Source organism: Marinobacter maroccanus (genome assembly GCF_002933275.1).
Classification (GTDB): Bacteria; Pseudomonadota; Gammaproteobacteria; order Pseudomonadales; family Oleiphilaceae; genus Marinobacter; species Marinobacter maroccanus.
Window position 1 is genome coordinate 36,596 of record NZ_PSSX01000016.1, and the last position, 21,084, is coordinate 57,679.

Genomic DNA, 21,084 nt, shown 5'->3' on the forward strand with positions numbered 1-21,084 from the left:
CTGGATAAGGCATGCGTTCTCCTGGAGGACGATCGACTCAGTAACAGGAATTCGGTGACGAGTCCGGGTTGATTTCGCCGGCGGCCACCAGCGATCCCAGAACTACGAGTATCGCAGCCAGCGGAAGCCGCCAGTCTGGCGCGGCAATTCCTGCCAGTACCAGGAAAAGAGCGGCCAGTACAGGCACCGCATAGGCGAGGCTGCCCACCAGGGCTGTAGGCCCCTTCCGAAGGGCGAGATCCCAGGCCACCATGGCCAGTCCGTATGGCCCCAGGCCCAGGGCGACACCAGCGGCAAGCGCGGTCCCTGTAGGCAGCGCATGGGCGGAACCGGAAACGGTATCTGCGGCGGCCGCGCCGGCGCCTGCCAGAAGGAACAGGCCGGGCATTACCGGAGCGATCGCTACGGGTGTTGCCTGGCATATCCACGAATACAGGGCCCAGCACCCTCCGGCCAGAAGAGCCAATCCGTAACCAGTCAGATTGCCTGAGAAACCATTACTCAGGGCCTCCGGGCCCAGCAGCAAAGCCGCCCCGGAAAAGGCAATCAGTGCCCCTGCAACAACCGGGAGGGCGATCCGCCGATGGAAAGCCCACTGGCTGATCAGGATGAACATCACCGGCCAGGTATAGGTGATCAGAGACGCCTCTGCCGTGGGCGCCATGCCCAAACCGGCCAGATAGGCGCCGACCGCCCCCAGTACCAGCAAAGGCACAAGACCGAAAATCACCAGTTGCCATTGCCAGGACACTTTCACAGATCTGCGCGCTTCGCGCCCCCGGAAACTCATGGGCAGCACCGCCAGCGCGCCACTGATCAGGGCGATGGTCGTAAGCTGGAAGGGCGGGATGGACTGCGCTGCATCGACGAGCAAGGGGGCCACCGCCCAGAGCACCACGGCAACCAGAGCCGCGATGATGCTCAGGATGTTTGGCAGACCGATGGTCGCGTTCAGAATCCTCATGGGCAGTCCTCCTATAGCCGGTGTGTTGCGATTTGACAGTGGCAGGATATACTCGGTTTAAGCATCACAAAAACAACGGTTTTTGATCAAAAACATCACAGGAGATGATGGTTTGCGTCCCCGGATTCTTGATCTGAACGTGCTGCAAACGCTGGTGGCCATTGCCGATACCGGAACGGTTACCGCTGCCGCAGACCGGCTTGCTTATACCCAGTCAACCGTGAGCATGCAGTTGCATCGTCTGGAGGCCTTGTTGGAAGTGCCCCTTCACGAGCGAGAGGGCCGGCGAATACGGTTTACCGCCGAGGGCGAGCAATTGCTCGACTACGCCCGGAAGATGCTGGCCCTTAACAACGAGGCACTGGATTCGCTCCGGCAGCGGCAGGTTTCAGGACAGCTGAGCCTGGGTATCCCTGAAGACTATGCGTTTTTGCTGACCTCCGTTCTTTCCCACTTCAGCCAGTTGTTTCCGGCGGTTCAGCTTCAGGTTATCTGTGGTTCGAGCGTCAGGCTCTTACAGCAGGTGCAGGCCGGTGAGCTGGATCTGGCGGTTGTAACACGCCAGACCCGTTCTCCCGGGGGCGAGGTGATTCGCCGGGAGCCACTGGTGTGGGCCGTGGGCGCCGAGAAACAGCCGTCCCTCACAGATCCTGTTCCTCTTGCGCTCTACTCACCGGGCGCTGATGTGTTCAGGGAGGTGGCGGAGCAGGCGCTGTTTTCTGCGGGTCGGCAATGGCGCCTGGCCTACTCAAGTCAGTCGATGACGGGGCTGATGCCAGTGGTAGTGGCCGGATTGGCGGTGGTGCCGGTAACCCGCGATATGCTCACGCCCCAGTTGCGTGTTCTGGACGAACGAAGCGGTATGCCGGCCCTGCAGTCCATCGAGATGGCGCTGCATCGGCCATCGGGCCGCCCGACGGAACCTGCACGGCAGATGGCGGAGCTGATCCGGGAGCATCTGGCGGGAGATGGCTGACCAGTCTCCATGTTAGGCTGGATCCATTGTGCGAAAACTTCCCAAGAGAGCTGAATATGATCAAGGATCTGACGCTTCACAACCGCGATCAACAGGTCATTCAAGCGATCAACGAGAACAACGCCGAGCTTGATGCACCGGCACGCAAGAAAAAGTTTGCGGCCATGGCTGAATCGCCCTACCGGTTTTTCCGTGGCACCAGCCATCTGTTCTGGCAGGACATGTATAACGACTGGCGGTTTGCCCTGTTTGGTGGGGTGGCCGGCACCCAGACGTGGATACAGGGTGATGCCCATGTGTATAACTTCGGGGCCTTCGCCAATCACGACGGCGACGTGATTTACGGGCTGGACGACTTTGATGACGCCGTGGTGTCGGATTACCAGTACGATCTCTGGCGGTTGGCGATCAGCCTTGTGCTCGATACGCGGGCCAATGGCAGCTTTGATGAATCCACCTGCGCCAAGGCCCTTAATGCTCTGGTGAAAGGCTATCTAAAGACTGCAACTGACTACAGCAAGGGTGATCTGGAGCGGGAAGTGCATTACACCGCAGATACCACCGGCAAGCCGCTGAAGAAATTTCTGCAGAAGGTTGGTCGCAAGAAGGACCGCAAGCGCATGCTCGATAAGTGGACGCGCCTGCAAAAAAACGGCAAACGGGCTTTCGATGCCAGCAACCCCAAGCTCAAGCGTTTGTCTCCGGTCGCCCGCAAACAGTTCGTGGCATCGTTCGAGGCCTACAGAAAAGAAAGAGAACAGGGCGGCAAGCATGACTTTTACCGGCTCAAGGATGTGGTTCGCCGTATCAGTGCCGGCACAGGCTCCCTTGGCACCATGCGATTCTATGCCCTGATTGAAGGCGAGGACGGGTCGCAGAATGATGACATCATCCTCGACATCAAGGAGCAGGGTGGGCCGGCCTTGTTGCTTGCCATGTCAGAACCGGAACTGCAGGCCTACCGGCGTGTCTATCCCAATGAGGGCGTGAGGCACGAAGCGGCATTCCGCGCCCTGTCAGAGCATCCGGACCGTTACCTTGGCTGGCTTGAATATGAGGGGCAAGTGTTCTCGGTCAGGGAACGGTCACCCTTCAAGGATGATTTTCCGACTGAGAAGCTTGATAAGAAAAAGCACTTCCTGAAGATGGCCGGCACCTGGGGTGAAATCCTGGCCACCGAGCACAAGCGCGCCAGCCGCCACCTGAATCCGGACCAGCCGTTCATGTTCGAAAAGTCCCTGCAGAGACTGACGAAAGACAGGGAGGGCGAATTTGTTACCTTGGTGGGAGCGATTGCCACCCACTATGCGGAGTGTGTGGAACGGGATTTCCAGACCTTTCTTGATGCTTTTGAACCGTCCACCAATTGACAGGATTCCCCATGCAAAAGATCCAAATCGACATAGTTTCAGATATCGCCTGCCCCTGGTGCGCGATTGGTTATGCGCGCCTGGAGCAGGCCATGAAACAGTTGGCGCCCGAGTACGAGTTTGGGCTCCAATGGCATGCCTTCGAACTCAATCCGGATCACACTGGCGAGAGTGAGCCGATATTGCCGGCGCTGGCCCGCAAGTACGGCCGCAGCGAGGATGAGATGCGCGCCACTCAGGACCAGATGATGACGATTGCGAAGGACCTGGGCCTGAACTTTGAGAAAATGCAGGAACGCTTCACCTGCAACACCTTCGATGCCCATCGTCTGGTCAAGTGGGCCGGTGAGCAGGGCAAACAGACGGAGATGAAGCAGGCGCTGTTCGAGGCCTATTTCGGAAAGGCAGAGGATGTTTCAGACCCGAACGTGTTGCTGGGCTGCGTCGAAAGCATCGGGCTGGATCGCGCCAGGGCCAAGCAAATTCTGGATTCTGATGAATTCGCCAATGTGGTCCGGGAGGACGAAGCCACCTATCAGCAGGCCGGCGTTTCTGCTGTGCCGGCATTCATCGTGAACGGTAAGTACCTGATCTCTGGCGCCCAGGAACCCGACACCCTGGTACAGGCGTTCGAGGAAATCGGCGCAAAGCCTGAATGAGCACCTGAACTGGAGAAGACATGCCGAAACCTTCCGAAGCCAGGCAAAGAGCCATTCTCGAGCGGCTGGATAAATTCAGCCGGTTTACCGACAGCAACATTGCGATTCCGTTTACCAATGTACGGATTGGTGCAGAGGCTGTGATTGGCTTGCTGCCTGTGGTGGGAGACGTCGCCGGGCTGGTGCTCGCCGGCTACGTGCTGTTGGAGGCGCAACGGGCGGGCGCCAGTAAGACTGTTAAGCTTCGCATGCTGCGCAACATGGGCATTGATTTCCTGGGTGGCCTGCTGCCGGTGGTGGGTGATGCCTTTGACGCGGTATACAAAGCCAACACCCGCAACACCCGCCTGCTCAGAAACTACCTGGAAAAAGAGTTGGCGATTGAACCACCCCCACCGCCGTTCCCCTGGATGACCGTGATCTGGCTATCTATTCTGTTCGCTGTTGTTACCGGTGGTTTGACGTTGATCCTTTAGAACGGCTGCGGCACCTCTGACGTTTTTAGTCGACTCAGTGTCGTATTGGTTCCTTCCGAAAAGATCAAAGAGGGCCACATTAGGGCTATCGACAACCCGGCAAGGGGGAGATAGCAATGGCTGTTAAATTCGAGCAAGCACTTCTGGATTATCCACAACAACGGGCCGGTGCTGCACGCCAGCCCGACAGCGTCGACCAGTCTGATCGGCGCGTTCCCATCAACTTGCGCCAATCCGGCCCCACGCCGGTGGAGATGCTGATTTCCACCCGGGTTCGAAAGTCACCGTACTGGCATCTCGCCTACGAGGCTGGCTGCTGGCGGGCGACGGTCTACAACCGTATGTACCACCCCCGGGGTTATGTCCGCCCGGAAGACGGCGGTGCCATGCTGGAATACGAGTCGCTGATCCACGACGTCACCATGTGGAACGTGGCGGTTGAGCGTCAGATCCAGGTCAAAGGCCCGGATGCCGAGAGGTTCGTGAATTACGTGATCACCCGGGATGCGACCAAGATCAAGCCCATGCGTGGCAAGTACGTCATTCTGTGCAACGAAGAGGGCGGCATCATCAATGATCCTGTTCTGCTGCGGGTCGCCGAGGACGAGTTCTGGTTTTCGCTCTCCGACAGTGATCTTGAGCTGTGGATGCGGGGCGTAAACGTTGGCATGGGATTCAATGTCACCATTGCGGAAATCGATGTGGCGCCCGTGCAGATTCAGGGGCCCAAGTCTGAAGCCCTGATGGCGGACCTGTTTGGCGACGCCGTTCGGGACATTCCCTACTACGGCTTGATGGAAGGCCAGGTGGCCGGCCACGACGTGATCGTTTCCCAGACCGGCTTTACCGGAGAGAAGGGGTACGAGATTTACCTCAAGGATGCCACCAAATATGCCGAGGACCTCTGGTACGCCGTGCTCGCGGCGGGCGAGCCCCACAACCTCCGGGTCATCGCGCCTGCCCACCATCGCCGGATTGCCGCGGGTATTCTGTCCTGGGGGCAGGATGTGGATCAGGAAACCCTGCCGTTCCAGTGCAACCTGGCTTACCAGGTGCCGCGCAACAAGGAGGCCGATTACATCGGCAAGCAAAAGCTTGAGCAGGTCCGTGAGCAATTGGACGCCGGTCGCCCGCCTTTCAGCCACATCATGGTGGGCATCCGTTTTGGCGGCGGCAAGGTGACTGACTACTCCAACGATTTCTGGCTGATCAGCGGCCCGGACGGCGGCGACCCGGAGGGCTATGTTACCTCCCCCTGGTACTCCCCGGAGCTTGAGACCAACATCGCGCTGGCTTACGTGCCGTTTGACCTTAGAGTCGTCGGCACGCGGCTGACTGTGCATCTTCCTGTGGAATACGCCGCGGCGGATGGCTCAACCGCTGTGGAGGCGGAAGTGGTAGAAGTACCCTTCCGGCCTTCGGTGAATCCCAACGCCCGCGAAAGAGCCCGGGCCAAGGGAATTGACTTCGCCGATTAACAGAGCGGGAAGGACCGGCGATAGCAGCTGTCTGGTAAACACCGTTGGCAATGGGGTGCGCGGTTATGACACTGGTGAGAGAGCAACAGGCATTCAATCGGCCCGATGAGGAGGCAGCAGCACTGTTTCGTGATCTGGTGCGCTCGGCGTCCATCGAGGCCACACCCCGCCAGATCCTGGCGACAGAACATGTGCCGGATCTTCTGCCGGCAGGCACCTGCGTGTACGTACCCTTCCTGCCAAGGGGGCAGTTCGGTGACACGCTGGAAGCTTCCCGTCGTCTGCTGGATCTGGGCATGCAGCCTGTGCCCCATGTGCCTGCCCGAATGGCCCAGAGCCGGGGCCAGTTGCGGGACTGGTTGGCCCAATTGGATGAATGCGGGGTAGACCGTTTGCTGCTGATCGCGGGCGACAGCGATGCGGTGGCCGGCCCGTTTCCCGACACTCTGGCGGTGCTCGAATCGGGGTTATTGGCCCAGTTCCGGTTCCACGGGATCGGTGTTGCGGCTCATCCGGACGGCCATCCGAGGGCGGATCGGGCAACCCTGGCACAGGCATTGAGCATCAAGCGCGAATACGCCCGTACTACTGCCACAAGGCTCTGGGTGGTCACCCAGTTCACCTTCGACGCTGAGGTGGTGATCGACTGGCTACAGGGGCTGGGCAACATTCTGGAAGAGGTGCCCGTTTATATCGGCATGGCGGGCCCAACCCGGGTTAAAACGCTTATCGCTTATGCAGCTATGTGTGGGGTAGGCGCATCCGCACGTATGCTGCTTCGGCGCCCTGGCAGTGCCCGAATGCTGGGTGCCTGGAAACCCGACGATATGGTCCGGGCGCTGGTGCAGTATTGCCTGGAAAACCCGGAGACCCTGCTGCGGGGCATTCATCTGTTTCCGTTCGGAGGCCTGCGCCAGTCAGCGCAATGGATTCGGGAGCACAGTGGGTCTGTCGACGACAAGAAGGAGGCGGTGTCATGAGTTTTCAGTACCATCAACTCACGCCCGAGACACCGGCAGCTACGGAGTTTCCGCCCCCTGGCACTCCGGATATCGAGATTGCCCGTTCGGTCCAGCCCCAGTCGATCCTTCTGCTGGCGCAGCAGCGTTTCGGTTTGCCGGCGGAGAGCCTGGTGCCCTTTGGCCATTACAAGGCAAAGCTGGACATGGCCTACGTGGATACGTCCAACTCGGCACCCAGAGGCAAGTTGGTACTGGTGACGGCCATCACGCCAACCCCGGCAGGGGAAGGTAAGACCACCACCAGTGTAGGGCTGAACGATGGCTTCAACCGGCTGGGTGTGCGCTCCTCCGTGTGTCTGCGGGAGCCGTCCCTGGGGCCCTGCTTTGGCATGAAAGGCGGGGCAGCCGGCGGAGGCCGGGCCCAGGTGATTCCGATGGAAGACATCAACCTGCATTTCAATGGTGATTTTCATGCCATTTCAACCGCCCATAATCTTCTGGCCTCACTGATCGACAACCACATTCACTGGGGCAATGAAGCTGGCCTGGATCCGCGCTACGTCAGCTGGCGAAGGGTTCTGGACCTGACCGATCGTTCCCTGCGCAATGTGGTATCCGGGCTCGGTGGCGCTGCCCATGGCGTGCCCCGGGAAACCGGGTTCGATATCACGGTGTCATCGGAAATCATGGCCATCCTTTGCCTGGCGGATGGCCGCGTGGACCTGAAACAGCGCCTGGGAAATATCATAGTTGGACGGCGTTCGGACATGTCGCCGGTGACCGTTCGTGACCTGGGTGTCGAGGGCTCACTCACCGTACTGCTGAAAGAAGCCCTGCAGCCAAACCTGGTGCAGAGCCTGGAGCACAATCCGGTGTTTATTCATGGTGGGCCCTTTGCCAATATTGCCCATGGCTGCAATTCCGTTACTGCCACCCGGGCTGCGCTGGCCCTGAATGACGTGGTGGTTACCGAGGCCGGCTTCGGCGCCGACCTGGGCGCGGAAAAGTTCATTGATATCAAGTGCCGGTACACGGGGTTACGCCCGGACGCCGCCGTGGTGGTCTGCACCATCCGGGCCCTAAAAATGCAGGGCGGTATTCCCCGCAGCCAGCTGGGGATTTCCGACCTGGCGGCGCTGCGACAAGGGGCCGCCAACCTTGAGCGGCATATCCGCAATCTGCAGCAGTTTGGCCTGACCCCGGTGGTGTGTATCAACCGTTTCCCGGATGACACCGAGGAGGAGATGGCGCTGGTCCAGTCCATTAGCCAGGAGTTGGGCGTGCGGGCAGTGCCCGCAGATCACTGGGCAACCGGTGGTGAAGGCGCCACTGAGCTGGCCCAGGCTGTGCTCGACCAGATGGACGAGGGCAGGCCCGAGGTGAAGTTTCTTTACGAGGACAGCCTGCCCCTGGCGGACAAGATTCGCGCCATCGCCACCCGTATCTACCATGCCGGAAGCGTGGAGTTCACAACTGTCGCCAAACGACAGCTGGAAGAATACGAAAGCCTGGGCTTTGGCCACCTACCGGTGTGCATTGCCAAGACCCAGTACAGCTTCTCTGTGGATTCGTCGGTGAAAGGCGCGCCGTCCGGGCATATGTTGCCGGTGCGGGAAGTGCGCCTGGCGGCCGGAGCCGGCTTCGTGGTGGCGGTTTGTGGCGACATTATGACCATGCCAGGGCTGCCACGGCGCCCCGCGGCCCTGGACATTGCGCTGGATGAAAATGGCCTTGTGGTGGGACTAACCTGAGGCTGTGTGCTCGGGGGAATCCTCAAAGGTTCCGTAAGTGGGCTCGGTCCGGGCCCGCTTCAGGGCCTGCAGGGATGAAGACGGCAAACTGGCCATGGTGTCGGTCAGGAGGCCATCGGCCCTGGCCGGAGTAAACACTTCCATTCGTTCATACTTGGGTGCGCGCCCCATGGTTTTGCGATAACAACGGCTGAAATGGGTGGCGGAGACGAAACCGCACATGGAGGCAATTTCCACGATGGAACAGGAAGTCTGCTTGAGCAGACGGCGCGCCCGGTTCAGCCGCACTCTCAGGTAATAGCGCGACGGCGTGCACCCCATGTGCTTCAGGAACAGCCGCTCCAGTTGCCGGCGCGATATGCCTGCCAGGGTGGCCAGTTCCTGCAGCTCGATCGGCTCTTCGATATTGGACTCCATCAGCTGGGCCGCCTCCGCCAGCTTGGGTTGCGCGCGGGCCAGGCCCGGATGCATGGGCATGGGCTGTTGCTCACTTTCTTCCCGGACCCGGTCGCAGACAAACATGTGGGAGATGGCATTGCTGAGTTCCTGGCCATGCCGCCGGGCCAGGAAGCTGAGCATCATGTGCATTGGCACTGTGCCACCGGTGCAGGTCATGCGTTCACGCTCGACCGTAAACAGGCGGTTGTTGGTCTGAACCCGGGGAAAGTCCTCCTGCATGGCTTCCAGGCATTCCCAGTGGGCACTGCAGGCGTAGCCGTCGAGCAGGCCGGCACTGGCCAGCACATAGGGGCCGGTACAGACAGCTCCCAGCAGGACATGCCGCCGGGCCATCTGTTTCAGCCACTGGACTTCTCTGCGGGAGAAACTGCGGGTGACGTCAATTCCGGCAACCACGATGACCAGATCAAAGCTGTGCGCTTCCTGAATGGAGGCATCCGGCACCATGGTGATACCGTCACTGGCACGGGCGTAACCGCCCTCGGCGGTGAGCAGTTGCCAGGAATAGAGTTCGGTGCCCGCCAACTGGTTGGCCACCCGCAGGGGTTCAACCGCCGTGGCGAGGGCAATCAGGGTAAAGTTGTCGATCAGCAGGAAGCCGACCCGATAGGGCTGCCGAATCGGCCTGTCTGTTTGCGAACCGGTATCAGTGGTCATAAACACCCCCTTGGCCCTGCCTGGGCCAGTCGCAACGGCCAGCCACGGGATTGCCTGTGCCGACCATCACTACCTGAACACTAGCTGTTGCCCCTAAATCGTGCAATAAGTGATCAGGATTTGACCCGCTCGTTGTCCGGATCAAACAGTGCCCGGTAACCCACCGCTTCGATTCGGATAGGGAAGTGCTCCTGGAAGTATTCCAGGGTCAGCTCACGCCCTTCCTGGGCGTACTCGGCGGGGATGTAACCCAGCAGGATAATTTTCCCCACTGAAGGCCCCCAGGCCACACTGGTGTTGTAAGAGCGGCGACTGTGGCTATCCACCAGCACTTCACCGGTTTGTGGGTCCAGAATCGGCCATTGGCCAACCGGGTAGCGCAGAATGCCGTTGGCATCCCGGTGCTCGGTCATGGTCATGGTGCACAGGTAGGCCGATTGTCGGGGCCACTCCCGCTGCTCCAAATACGCGACCTTGCCGTGAAAATCGGCTTCCTTGACCTTGGGCCGTTGCAAACCGGCTTCGTAGAGATTGTATTCCGTTTCCAGGTCCACGTTCTGCAGTCGCAGGCTCTTCTCCAGGCGACGGGTATTGGCGTAGGTTTCAATGCCCACCGGCGTAACGCCCGCATCGTAGAGCAGATCCCAGATTCTCAGGCCATAGCTGAAGGGGAAATAGAGCTCCCAGCCCTGCTCGCCCACGTAGGAAATCCGGAAGGCCCAGACCGGGACCCCTCGAATGTTCAGTTCCCGGGCGGTGGCAAACGGGAAATTGTCCGCGGACAACTGGTCCGGGTCGGTAACGAACTGGGCCAATGTCTCCCGGGCCTTTGGCCCCCAGAGGCCGAGGGTCGCCAGTTCGTCGGTGCGATCACGCATCTGGATGCTGTCCAGCCCCTTCTCCCGGGCCATACGGGTGATCCAGCAATAGTCCCGATGGCCGGTGTCGCCGCCGCAGACGACCCGATAGTCTTGCGCACCCCGCCGAATGATGGTCAGGTCGGAACGCACGCCCCCGCGCTCGTCGAGGAAATGGGTGTAGACACCTTTGCCGTTGGGGGTGGTACCGCCGACTTTGGCAACCGACAGGTATTCCAAAAGCGCTTCCGCGTCGGCGCCGGAAATATCGAAGATGGCGAAATGGGAGAGATTGATCATGCCCACAGATTCGCTCATCTCAAGCTGTTCGGCGTTGGATACCTCCCAGAAGTGTCGAGCGTCCCATTCGTGTTCCCGCACCGGGATCCGGTCGCGATATTTCGCCAGCAGGGTGGACTCGTTGGCTGCATAACCGTGAGCACGCTCCCAGCCCGCGGCCTCCATGAAGTAAGCACCCAGACCCACTTCCCGCAGGTAGAAAGGGCTGGTTCGCATCTTGCGACCGGTCAGGTAAGGTTCACGGGGATGAACCGCCGGGGTGTAGATTTTTTTGGCCGTCTCGTAGCAGCGGTTATACACGAAGTCCGGGGTTTTCTGCAGCGGGTAGTGGCGCGCGATATCGACACTGTGGGGATCCATCTGTGGGGAGCCGTGGGTCATCCAGTCCGCCAGTACCTTGCCCGCACCCGGGCCATCCTTCACCCAGACTGCCTCGCAAAACCACAAATTACGGACTTCCGGCGATTCGCCCATCAGGGAACCGCCATCCGGCGTCACGGACAGCAGGCCATTGAAGGAGTGTTTCTCTTCCCACCCCAGCTCGCCGAGGATCGGCGTCATCTCAATGGCCTTTTCGTAGGCATCCATCACCTGATCCAGAGAAAGATCCCGCATTGAGGGGGACATCCGCGCATCACCGGGCTCCGCAATGGCGCCGGGGTAGACCAGCCGTGGGTTCTCCGCTTCGTAATAGCCCCATTCGATACGGCCGCCTTCGGTGGTGGTTGGGTCGCCGGTGTCCCGCACATAGGCAGAATTACCCTGGTCGCGGAACAGTGGATAGACGATCTGCTTGCCGGTGCCATTGAGCTCTTCGTAGGGGCCGAAAAACAGCAACGGATGCTCCAGTGGCATCAGTGGCAGGGTCGCGTTCGCGGTGTTGGCCATCAGGGGCCCCCAGATGCCCATGGAGAGAACGACGTATTCGGTCTCAATGTAGCCCTTGTGGGTTTCCACGCCACGTACCTGGCCGTCCTGGACATCAATGCGGATGGCCGGCGTATAGGCAAAGGCCTGCAGTTTGCCGGTGGCCACGGCTTCTTCCACCAGGTCGCCGGCAACACTCTGGGAGCGGGGCACCACCAAGCCGGCATCCGGGTCCCACATGGCGCCCTGGATCTGACTTTCGTCCAGTAATGGAAACAACTCCTTTGCCTGTTTGGGCGAAATCATGCTGACATTGGTGCCGAACGCTTTTCCGGAACCCACCTTGCGGCGAAGCTCGTCCATCCGCTCGTCGTCGTCAGACCGGGCCACTTCCATGCCGCCGCATTTCACATAATTGCCGCGCTTTTCATAGAACGCCTGGCTGTATTTGGTGGTGTATATGTTCAGCTTGTCGTGGGAGGTGGTGAAGCAGAAATCCGATGCGTGGGAAGTTGAACCGATATCTGAGGGAATCGCGGATTTTTCCAGACCCACGATGTCATCCCAGCCTTGTTCGATCAGGTGGTGCGCTACCGACGAGCCAACGATACCGCCCTGGCCAATGATGACGACTTTTGCCCGTTTCGGTAGTTGTGCCATTTTGGATCCTCTCTACCTGCATTGAATGCCACCGCGCTGCCGCATTTCGGGCAGGGCCTTTAATCAATGTGGCTCTAATTGCTGATGGCAGGTAAATCCAATACGACATCGAGCCGTCTAAAAGCGGCAGAGACCCGGCCCGTCGAATGGTGAAAATTCTGATTTTCGAGTGAGGCCCGCGCCAAAATCGTAATGGTGGTACCTCTTTTGATTCGCTTATTTACTGGTGGTCAGGGCGAGAATTTGTTTAGATTCGGCATGTACAGGGAATTAAGTGCGCTATGAGCTCTTTTATGCCGATCCCGTCGGTTGAATCAAATACCGTATCCCCCCGCGACATGCTTATGCTGCGATTCTCCATCGTGGTTGGCGGCATTCTGATCTCTTTGTTCATGATTGGTGACCTTCAGTTGATTCCGCCCGAACTGGCGGGCTCTTACATCACCAGCAGGGCTCTCATCCAGCTTCCGATTCTTGCCGGCTTGCTTGCTTTCACCTTCGCGCCGCAATTTCTCCGTTTCGCACAAACGGCCTTCCTGGCGACTGTTCTCAGCATCACCTACGCCAATTACTACCTCATTCATGTGGCCTGGGAGCATGCGGCATTCAGTTTTCCCTATGAGGGCACGCTGCTGTACGCCTTCTTCGGTTTCTTTGTTTTCGGAATGAAATTCTATTACGCGTTAACCGCGATGCTGATCAGTTCCCTCGGCTTTGTCGGTTTGATGCTGCTGGATTCGGTCTACGGCGAGCGAACCTGGATGAACGCCGGGTTCGTGGTTGGCTCACTGTTTGTCGGTGTGATTGGCAGGCACAGGATTGATCGATTGCTGGGTCAGCTCGAGGATGCCAATGAGCAGTTGGTTGACCTGAGTACCCTGGATGGTCTTACGGAGTTACTTAACCGGCGTGCTCTGATGAGTGAATCGGAGCGCTTGTTTGCCTTGCAGCGGCGTTCCAACCAGCGGCTCGCCGTATTCATGATGGATCTGGATCATTTCAAGCAGTTCAACGATCGCTATGGCCACCAGGAGGGGGATTGGGCTATTCGTCTGCATGCGGACATCATGAGGCAGGTATTCAAGCGGCAGACAGATATCCTAGGACGCTATGGTGGCGAGGAGTTCATGGCTGTGATTGAGGGCGAGCATGCCGACCGGTTTGAGCTGCTTGCTTCTGAGGTTCTGAAGCAATGGCAGGAGAGTGCTGTGCCAAACGAGGATAGCCCTGATAGCAAGGTGCTCAGCTGTTCCATCGGAATCTGTCAGGGACTGGCCAACGAGTTCGATTCCATTGACGACATGATCCGAAGGGCCGACGAAGCTCTGTATTGCGCGAAAAAACAGGGCCGCGCCCGTTACGTAATGGCTTAGGATTCCGGCAATTTTTCGAACAGTCGGGCAAGTCCCGATTTGGAGGTTTGCTATGACTCCTCAGTGGTACCTGATATTCGCTGATGCACTCCTGGTCCTGCACACGATGCTGGTCATTTTCGTCATTCTGGGGCTGGTGGCGACCTTTGCTGGCTATTTCCTGAATTGGCGTTGGGTGCGCAATTTCTGGTTCCGCCTGAGCCACCTGGCGGTTATTGCTGTTGTGGTTCTGCAATCCTGGCTGGGCGTGTTATGCCCGCTTACGAGCTGGGAAATGGCGCTTCGGGCCAAGGCCGGGGAGGCGGGCTATGAGGGATCGTTCATCCAGTACTGGCTGCAGTCCCTCCTCTACTACAGTGCTCCGGACTGGGTGTTTATTCTGGCTTACACGATGTTCGGCGCGCTGGTCCTGGCCAGCTGGTTTCTGGTCAGGCCCCAGCGGTGAAAAACCGGCAGGATTATTTCTTGAAAAATGTCAGGAAAGCGCCGGCTGCAGCCGCGGCCGCCCCGCCGATCAGATACCACATGGTGTCGTCGGTAAATCGGCCTGTGACCGTCTCGGTAAGCTGGTTTCCCAGGGACTGTGTTGATTGGTAGCCGAAGTAGAGCAGCCCAATGCCAATGACCAATAAAACAATGCCGACCAGTTTGGAACTTCCCATTGAATTCTCCTTTTGAATGGCGCTGACCTGCAGCTTGCCACCCGTCCCTGGTTTTTTCCAACAGCTCTTTCCATTAGTCGACATTTCTCTTGTGACAGTTGCCTTGGCATTACTTTGGTTTCTTGGCAATCAGGAAGTAAACGTCTTTTGAGTTTTCCGGTACCCAGCGATAATCGATCTGGAATCCGGCATTTTCCAGATGCATTTCCAACTGACGACGCGATACGAATTTTACATAGGGTGCAAATCGCAGTAGCCGGGCCAGGCAGGCTACTGGCTTGAGATATGGACGCGTGTCCTGCAGGCAGGCGGTATTGCTAACGAACACACCGCCGGGTTTGAGCATGCTGAAAACCTGGCCTATGGCACGCTCTGGGTCTCGAAGCAGGTGCAGAATGTTTAACCCCAGAATCGCGTCGAACGCTTGCTGCCGATGTTGCATGTCCTCAAGCGTGGCAACGACGAAAAGAAGATTGTTTAGACCATTTCCTGCCATTCTCTCCCGGGCAATGTCGATCATTCGGGAAGAGGCGTCGGTTGCAAGGTAGCTGCGGACTTTGGGGGCATGGATCAAAGCTGTAGACCCGGTGCCGCAGCCGAACTCTAGCACGTCCATTCCAGGGTGGAAGTACGTTTGGGTAAGGGCGATCTTTCTCAGATAGGCGTTCCGGTCTGCAATAGGGCGCCGGGCGTATCGGGCAGCGCTGCGGTTCCAGAAATTGACAGATGAGTTCATGAACTCTCCTTTCCAGCCTGGCGGCATAAATTCAGTGAACCTATTCTATCTGTGCAAATCTGTTGGTAGTATTGCCATAACTGTATGTCTGATATGCAATAGTGAATGAATTGGCAATCTGTTAAGTTCGATTGGAACCGGGCTCGAGCCTTTCTCGTGACTGCCGAGGAAGGGTCTCTGTCTGCTGCAGCAAAAGCTCTGGGGGTATCTCAGCCAACCCTTGGCAGGCAGGTCGCTGCGTTGGAAGAAGAACTGTCCACCGCGCTTTTTGAGCGGGGTGGTCGGGGGTTGGAGCTAACGCAGGCGGGTCTCGATTTGCTGGCCTATGTTCGAGCAATGGGGGAGGCTGCCAGCAGCCTTTCGCTTGCGGCAACCGGTCGGGCAACTTCCATTGAAGGCGAGATTGCGATTTCAGCATCGGAGATCACTGCGGCCTACATTCTGCCGCCGATTATTCAACGACTCCGACTTCAGTATCCGGGCGTACGCGTCAATCTTGTTGCCTCCAACGAAGCCAGCGATCTTCGCCGCCGCGCAGCAGATATTGCCATACGTAATTTTCGGCCTACCGAACCTGATCTGATCGCCCGCAAGGTAGGAGCATTTTTAGCGACTCACTACGCCAGGCCGGAAATCCTTGCCACGCTGCCATCGCCGTTGCCTGAGAATCTTTATGAAGGTCCGTTCATTGGCTTTCTTTCGAACAACGCGGCTTACATGGGCGCATTGGCGCAACGTGGCATCAAGCTGCAGGACGAGCATTTTGTTGCCAGGACGGACAGCCATCTGGTTCATTGGCAGATGACTCGGGCCGGTATCGGTATTGGTATGATGCCCGTTGAGTTGGGTGATGCAGAGCCTGACGTTGAGAGAGTCTTCGAGGGTAAGTTTTTCGGCGGCGATGTCTGGCTCGTCTCCCACCGGGAGCTCAGGATGAACCTGCGGGTTCGGACGGTCTTTGATTTTTTGGCGGCTGAACTTTCCACGTACTTCAGCAGATCTGAAAGCTAGTTCGACTGAGTTTGGTTCGTTAGCCTGTCCCGGAGCTCAGTGACGCACTTGGCTATTTCGCGCTCGTTGGCGCTGGCAAACCCCATAACCAGGCCGGTTCTGGCAGAATCTCCCAGAAAATGCGCGCTCAGCGGTGTACTGCCAAATCCTCTGGTTTTCAGCCATTGGCTGAGCGCCCAGTCGTCAAAATCTCCTTCAAGTACCAGATGCATCCCGGCGCTTTCCGCCACCGGTTGAGCAAGACCGCCGAGCTTTTCCGTAACCTGGCTCTGGAAGAGTTGCCACTTGTCCCGATATAGCTGGCGCATGCGCCGCAGATGGCGTGTGAACTGACCACTCTCAATGAATTCGGCGATGGTTGCCTGGGCAAGAAGGGGCGTTTCGCCACCGCTAATCTGCTTCGCCCAGAGCAAGGGTTCGACTACCGCCTCCGGGACCACCAGATAGCCCACCCGTAATGCCGGCAGAAGCGTTTTGCTGAAACTGCCCATGTAGAGCACGGGCGCATTCTCGAACAGGCCCTGAATGGCGGCGAAGGGCTTGTTGTAGAAGTGGAACTCGCTGTCGTAGTCGTCCTCGATGATCCAGCACTCATTGCGCTGGGCCCATTGAACAAGCGCCATTCGCTGGGACAGGTCCAGGATGCCGCCCATGGGGTATTGGTGCGTGGGTGTGCAGAAAAGGAGTCTGGCCCTGGCAGGCTCAAGGCCGGGCAACGCTTCTACGTCCAGAACCTGGTTTCTAAGGGGTATTGGAATCAGTGGGTTGCCAAAACGGCCAAGTGCATTTCGGGCGCCACGGTATCCGGGGTTTTCACACAGGATGCTGTCATCTCGCTGCAGAAACACATCCGCAAGCAGCGAGAGCGCCTGTTGTGCACCGTTGGTGATGATGACTTGACTTTCTTCGCAGCGAACACCGCGGGAGGTTCTCAGGTAGGCGGCGATGGCGCGTCTCAGGGGCTGATACCCCTGGATGCTGTCATATCCCCGCAGTGACCGGCGGCTTTCCTGATGGTGCATGATCCGGTTCCAGGTACGGATCGGAAACGCGTCAAGGTCCGGCAGGCCCGGCTGGAATGGCAAACTGGCGTCTTCAACAGGCTTCGACTTCCCCCGTGGAAGTGCAGGCAGCGGTGGCAGTTCCATAGAGTCGCCACGAGGTTTGCCAAGGCCCGGCCCTGAGGGGTTCACGGCCGACTTGATATCTTCATGGACGAAAATGCCCTTGCCCGCACGGCTTTGAAGAAAGCCCTCGGCCTTGAGCTGTTCGTATACCGCGTTCACCGTGTTGCGGCTGATGCCCAGGTCCTTTGCCATCTGGCGGCTTGGCGGCAGCTGGCGCCCGGGTAGGTATCGCTGGTCGAGTATCCGTTCGGATAATCGTTGATACAGCTGATGCTGCAGCGGACGCGCGCTGTCCAGCCGGATATCGTCGATCACATCAACTGGTCCTATCAAAAGTCACAATCTGGATCTTTTGATGGTATCAGAAGTGCCTTTCAATAGAAGTACATTTTGTGAAGTGCAAGACCGGAAAGGAGCTTCTGATGACAACGACTGATTTGACCGGGACCAGCGCGTCCCCACTGACTTCCTGCCCACGCAGCAGGGTGCAGCGGGCAGTAAAGCGAGCAAGCTATGACAGAGAAACAGCCTACAGGCTGATTGATCGGCTCAAAACGGCGCATGTCGGATTTGTGGAAGATGGCGAGCCTCGCATCATCCCGATCACTGCCTGGCGGCTTGGTGATGATCTTTATCTACACACGTTGAACGGTGGACGCTTGTCCCGGCGCCTCGGGTCTGGAGTATTACTTTGCATCTCGTTCGCAGTGACGAATGAATGGGTGATGACCAAGTCGGCGTTCCATCACAGCGCAAACTACGAGTCCCTGGTGTTGTATGGGCGAGCTGAGCCGGTACATGACGATGCCGCTTTTGATGCCGCGTTCCGCGCGATCATCAACCAGATAGAACCAGGGCGGTGGGAGCAGGTCAGGGCGCCCAATGACAAGGAGAGAAAGGCAACGGCATTATTCCGGATACCGATTGAAGAAGGCGCTTTCAAAAGTCGCACCGGCGGTCCGAATGATGATCCGGAGGATCTGGCCCTGCCGGTCTGGCATGGGACCCTGTCAGCCGGGGGCTGATCTTGATTGTTGCCGGCGGTGAATGCCTTCATAGACTACCTGGCCGAGTGCTACTCTGAGATCAGTAAGAACTGAGCGTTTGTCTTTGCATAAGGATTCCAATGTCTGAAGATCCCCTGAAAACCCTGTCCGACCTTGCCAGTGATGCCCATGCGCGAATTCAGGCAGCCCACCAGCACATCAATCCGGTGGTGGAGGTTCGCCGTGGTATGCGTGATGCGGGTATACCGGCGGATGTGATGACCATTGACTGTCTGCGCACACGCCGAAGAATTACGCTTATACTGCACGATGATCAGCCTGGCACTCTTCTTTATCAGTTCGTGACCATTGAGGATGAGGTAGGGAATGACTTTCAGCAGATGGCGCTCGGCGACATGACAACCACCAAACTGTTCGAGTGGATTCAGGAGTATTTTGGCTAATTTATGAAATCTGTTGCACTTCTTGATGGCGGCCTGGGCCAGGAAATCTACCGCAGAGCCATGAATGTTACGTCACTGCTATGGTCAGTGGCGGTAATGCGGGAACAGCCGGACGTTGTTACCGATGTCCATGCTGATTTTATCAGGGCGGGCGCCCGTACCCTGACACTGAACACCTATGCCGCAACGCCAACGCGACTGGCCAGAGAAGGCCTTGGCGACGAGATCGGTGCAATCCATCAACGGGCGTTCGAGGTATTGGAGCGCGCCATCGCGTTAACGGGCGCCGACGTTGATATCGCCGGTTGCCTGCCGCCCCTGGTCGGAAGTTATCGGAGCCAGCCTGCCCGGACGTTCGAGGATCTGAAATCGGAGTTCGATATTCTGGTCAAACTTCAGGGTGGGGCAGATGTCTTCCTCATCGAAACGATGACGAACTCGCTGGAGGCGAGCGCCGCCTGTGCTGCCGCCGGTGAATCAGGCAAGCCCTTTGGGGTGGCGTTCCGGCTGGAAACGGATGGCAAACTTCGGTCCGGGGAAACGCTTGCAGAGGCTGTCGAAGCGGTTAAGCCGTTCGGGCCAACGGCTATCCTGCTCAATTGCTGCGATCCGGAAGTGATTTCGCAGGCAATGCCTGAACTGGCCGGCCTTTTCCCCTTAACGGGTGGCTACGCTAACGCGTTCAAAACGGTTGAGCCGATGGCCAGCGGAGCATTGGTGGATGAACTGGAAGCCAGGCCGGACGTGTCTCCCGGGGTGTATGCGCTTCAGGTGAAACAGTGGCTGGAGGACGGCGCGGGCGTTGTTGGTGGCTGTTGTGAGATTACGCCGGAGCACATCAGCCATCTGGCCGATGTGCTGACAGGCGAGTTTAACCTGGTACGGTTCTCGGAATTGGCCCGCAGTTAGCCGGCGAGTCGAGGGCTTTTTGTCCTGCGCGCTTCCATGGCACGTTTGGAGCGACGTACCTCAATGTATTGCATCGCATCGTTCCGGATAGGAAGGTGCAGGGCGCCTTCCAGATCATGGCGGTCGTAGCCGAGATCCGACAGCGTGTCATCCTTTTCCTTCAGCAACGACTGCGCCATACGGCGGAATTTCTGGCGCCTGGCATACCCTTCAAACCATGAGGTGATCGGCTGGATTGCGGCGCTTGATTGATGCTCTGTGCTCTTCTGCATGTCTACGGCCCCGACAGTTGGTAAATGGCTGCACCAGCTCGCTTGGACGTTGTGTAACTCGCATACGGGTGCCTTCAGTGAGTATTCTGATCTCCTCCAAGTCTTCAATCAAACGAAAAGAATTTAAGATCTCGTTCAGTTATGCTTAAGTCAGTTTCAGGCCACAAAAATCGACTCGAGAGGTGCATTCGTGAAGATCCCGCTACTTGATAACGATGTCCTGAGGAGTTTCGTAGCCATCGCTGAGAGTGGCACCTTCACCAGTGCGGCCAGAGTAGTGCACCGGACACCTTCCGCCCTGAGCATGCAAATCAAGCAGCTCGAAAGAAACCTGGGCAAAACCCTGTTTATTCGAGAACCGCGGCGCGTCACCCTGACGGCGGAGGGTGAGGTTCTGCTCGATTACAGCCGGCGGTTGTTGCGGTTGAACGAGGAAGCCGTCCAGCACTTCATATCGCCGACCCTCGAAGGAAAAGTGGGAATTGGTACGTCCGATGACGTCGGCACCCGGATTTTGCCTGAGGTGCTTGCGGAATTCGCCAGATCCTATCCCGCGGTTCTGGTTGATGTGGTTGTGGGCTCAAGCAAGCAAAACCTGGCCCGCCTCGACGCGGGTGAGCTGGATATGACCCTGGTTACTGTGGCGGACGAGGCCGGTATTGGCCGCGGTGAGCTGGTTCATGAAGAGCCTTTGGTCTGGGCTGGTAGGGAAGGGTCATCCGCTTACCAGCGTTCACCGTTGCCCATCGCCATGGCTCATGAAGGGTGCGCCTGGCGCCGGATGACGCTGCGGGCACTGGACAGAGCGGGTATTTCCTACAGAATTGCCTATACGTGTGAACATTGTTCAGGTCAGGAGGCGGCAATGCTGGCAGATCTTGCTGTGGCACCGTTTCCGCAAAGCCTGATACACCCGCCCCTGAAAGAGGTGGTCGGGGGCAGCCTGCCGGACATCGGCTCTTATCAGTTGGCCCTGGTAAGGCGGGGTTCCAACCCCTTGAACGATGCGCTTGCTTCTCACGTGAAGGAAGCATTTCAGGGCCTGAGCTGAAAAGCTCTTGCAGGAATGATCTTCCGGAAAATCTTTAGCCGACCGGTTCGGATTCAA

21 protein-coding genes are annotated in these 21,084 nt (G+C 58.1%); 14 read left to right on the plus strand and 7 right to left on the minus strand.

Annotated elements, in window-relative coordinates; translation table 11 throughout:
* Positions 1–37 precede the first annotated feature (37 nt).
* Positions 38–964 (minus strand): DMT family transporter, encoded by a 927-nt coding sequence (locus tag KEHDKFFH_RS15550; RefSeq protein WP_104322756.1) that lies wholly within the window; start codon positions 962–964, stop codon positions 38–40.
* 112 nt (positions 965–1,076) lie between these two features.
* Between KEHDKFFH_RS15550 and KEHDKFFH_RS15555 the strand changes: the two genes are divergently transcribed.
* From KEHDKFFH_RS15555 to KEHDKFFH_RS15585, 7 genes are all read left to right on the plus strand, one after another.
* Positions 1,077–1,940 carry a LysR substrate-binding domain-containing protein gene (locus tag KEHDKFFH_RS15555; protein ID WP_104322757.1) on the plus strand — a complete coding sequence of 288 codons (864 nt, stop codon included), beginning with the start codon at positions 1,077–1,079 and terminating at the stop codon, positions 1,938–1,940.
* Between the two features lie 56 nt (positions 1,941–1,996).
* Positions 1,997–3,310, plus strand: a complete 1,314-nt coding sequence (locus tag KEHDKFFH_RS15560) for a DUF2252 domain-containing protein (RefSeq protein WP_104322758.1) — start codon at positions 1,997–1,999, stop codon at positions 3,308–3,310.
* A gap of 11 nt (positions 3,311–3,321) precedes the next feature.
* Entirely contained in the window at positions 3,322–3,969 is a 648-nt protein-coding gene (locus KEHDKFFH_RS15565; protein WP_104322759.1) for a DsbA family oxidoreductase, read from the plus strand.
* A gap of 20 nt (positions 3,970–3,989) precedes the next feature.
* Positions 3,990–4,445 carry a DUF4112 domain-containing protein gene (locus tag KEHDKFFH_RS15570; RefSeq protein WP_104322760.1) on the plus strand — a complete coding sequence of 152 codons (456 nt, stop codon included), beginning with the start codon at positions 3,990–3,992 and terminating at the stop codon, positions 4,443–4,445.
* A 116-nt stretch (positions 4,446–4,561) separates the two neighbouring features.
* Complete coding sequence (locus tag KEHDKFFH_RS15575; RefSeq protein WP_104322761.1) at positions 4,562–5,923, plus strand: glycine cleavage T C-terminal barrel domain-containing protein; 1,362 nt, start codon at positions 4,562–4,564, stop codon at positions 5,921–5,923.
* Between the two features lie 65 nt (positions 5,924–5,988).
* Entirely contained in the window at positions 5,989–6,903 is a 915-nt protein-coding gene (locus KEHDKFFH_RS15580; protein ID WP_104322762.1) for a methylenetetrahydrofolate reductase, read from the plus strand.
* Positions 6,900–8,636, plus strand: coding sequence for a formate--tetrahydrofolate ligase (locus KEHDKFFH_RS15585; RefSeq protein WP_104322763.1), 1,737 nt, complete (start codon positions 6,900–6,902; stop codon positions 8,634–8,636). The genes KEHDKFFH_RS15580 and KEHDKFFH_RS15585 overlap by 4 nt, the downstream gene beginning before the upstream one ends.
* On the opposite strand, the gene gbdR is transcribed toward KEHDKFFH_RS15585, so the two are convergent.
* Positions 8,628–9,752, minus strand: a complete 1,125-nt coding sequence (gene gbdR, locus KEHDKFFH_RS15590) for a choline metabolism transcriptional regulator GbdR (RefSeq protein WP_104322764.1) — start codon at positions 9,750–9,752, stop codon at positions 8,628–8,630. The genes KEHDKFFH_RS15585 and gbdR overlap by 9 nt on opposite strands.
* Before the next feature lie 113 nt (positions 9,753–9,865).
* Positions 9,866–12,436: a GcvT family protein gene (locus KEHDKFFH_RS15595; protein WP_104322765.1), complete on the minus strand. Its 2,571-nt coding sequence runs from the start codon at positions 12,434–12,436 to the stop codon at positions 9,866–9,868.
* A gap of 281 nt (positions 12,437–12,717) precedes the next feature.
* On the opposite strand from KEHDKFFH_RS15595, the gene KEHDKFFH_RS15600 reads away from it, so the two are divergent.
* Both KEHDKFFH_RS15600 and KEHDKFFH_RS15605 read left to right on the plus strand, forming a co-directional pair.
* Positions 12,718–13,809: a GGDEF domain-containing protein gene (locus KEHDKFFH_RS15600; RefSeq protein WP_104322766.1), complete on the plus strand. Its 1,092-nt coding sequence runs from the start codon at positions 12,718–12,720 to the stop codon at positions 13,807–13,809.
* A gap of 52 nt (positions 13,810–13,861) precedes the next feature.
* On the plus strand, positions 13,862–14,254 hold the full coding sequence (locus KEHDKFFH_RS15605) for a DUF2784 domain-containing protein (RefSeq protein ID WP_104322767.1): 393 nt from the start codon (positions 13,862–13,864) through the stop codon (positions 14,252–14,254).
* Between the two features lie 13 nt (positions 14,255–14,267).
* Here the strand turns inward: KEHDKFFH_RS15605 and KEHDKFFH_RS15610 are convergent, their stop codons facing one another.
* Entirely contained in the window at positions 14,268–14,471 is a 204-nt protein-coding gene (locus tag KEHDKFFH_RS15610) for a DUF3185 family protein (RefSeq protein WP_104322768.1), read from the minus strand.
* A 109-nt stretch (positions 14,472–14,580) separates the two neighbouring features.
* Complete coding sequence (locus tag KEHDKFFH_RS15615) at positions 14,581–15,207, minus strand: class I SAM-dependent methyltransferase (RefSeq protein WP_104322769.1); 627 nt, start codon at positions 15,205–15,207, stop codon at positions 14,581–14,583.
* Positions 15,208–15,312: 105 nt separating this feature from the next.
* Between KEHDKFFH_RS15615 and KEHDKFFH_RS15620 the strand changes: the two genes are divergently transcribed.
* The gene (locus KEHDKFFH_RS15620) at positions 15,313–16,218 is read left to right on the plus strand and encodes a LysR family transcriptional regulator (protein ID WP_104322770.1); all 906 of its coding nucleotides are present in this window, start codon (positions 15,313–15,315) and stop codon (positions 16,216–16,218) included.
* On the opposite strand, the gene pdxR is transcribed toward KEHDKFFH_RS15620, so the two are convergent.
* Positions 16,215–17,660: a MocR-like pyridoxine biosynthesis transcription factor PdxR gene (gene pdxR / locus KEHDKFFH_RS15625; RefSeq protein WP_104322771.1), complete on the minus strand. Its 1,446-nt coding sequence runs from the start codon at positions 17,658–17,660 to the stop codon at positions 16,215–16,217. The genes KEHDKFFH_RS15620 and pdxR overlap by 4 nt on opposite strands.
* A 107-nt stretch (positions 17,661–17,767) precedes the next feature.
* On the opposite strand from pdxR, the gene KEHDKFFH_RS15630 reads away from it, so the two are divergent.
* The 3 genes from KEHDKFFH_RS15630 to KEHDKFFH_RS15640 all read left to right on the plus strand — a co-directional run bounded on the left by KEHDKFFH_RS15630 (position 17,768) and on the right by KEHDKFFH_RS15640 (position 19,704).
* Positions 17,768–18,370, plus strand: a complete 603-nt coding sequence (locus KEHDKFFH_RS15630; RefSeq protein ID WP_104322772.1) for a pyridoxamine 5'-phosphate oxidase family protein — start codon at positions 17,768–17,770, stop codon at positions 18,368–18,370.
* Positions 18,371–18,471: 101 nt separating this feature from the next.
* The gene (locus tag KEHDKFFH_RS15635; RefSeq protein WP_104322773.1) at positions 18,472–18,795 is read left to right on the plus strand and encodes a hypothetical protein; all 324 of its coding nucleotides are present in this window, start codon (positions 18,472–18,474) and stop codon (positions 18,793–18,795) included.
* A 3-nt stretch (positions 18,796–18,798) separates the two neighbouring features.
* Positions 18,799–19,704 carry a homocysteine S-methyltransferase family protein gene (locus tag KEHDKFFH_RS15640; RefSeq protein ID WP_104322774.1) on the plus strand — a complete coding sequence of 302 codons (906 nt, stop codon included), beginning with the start codon at positions 18,799–18,801 and terminating at the stop codon, positions 19,702–19,704.
* Here the strand turns inward: KEHDKFFH_RS15640 and KEHDKFFH_RS15645 are convergent.
* Positions 19,701–19,976, minus strand: coding sequence for a hypothetical protein (locus KEHDKFFH_RS15645; protein ID WP_241956530.1), 276 nt, complete (start codon positions 19,974–19,976; stop codon positions 19,701–19,703). The genes KEHDKFFH_RS15640 and KEHDKFFH_RS15645 overlap by 4 nt on opposite strands.
* Positions 19,977–20,166: 190 nt before the next feature.
* Between KEHDKFFH_RS15645 and KEHDKFFH_RS15650 the strand changes: the two genes are divergently transcribed.
* Positions 20,167–21,027, plus strand: a complete 861-nt coding sequence (locus tag KEHDKFFH_RS15650) for a LysR substrate-binding domain-containing protein (protein WP_104322775.1) — start codon at positions 20,167–20,169, stop codon at positions 21,025–21,027.
* The last annotated feature ends 57 nt before the right edge of the window (positions 21,028–21,084 follow it).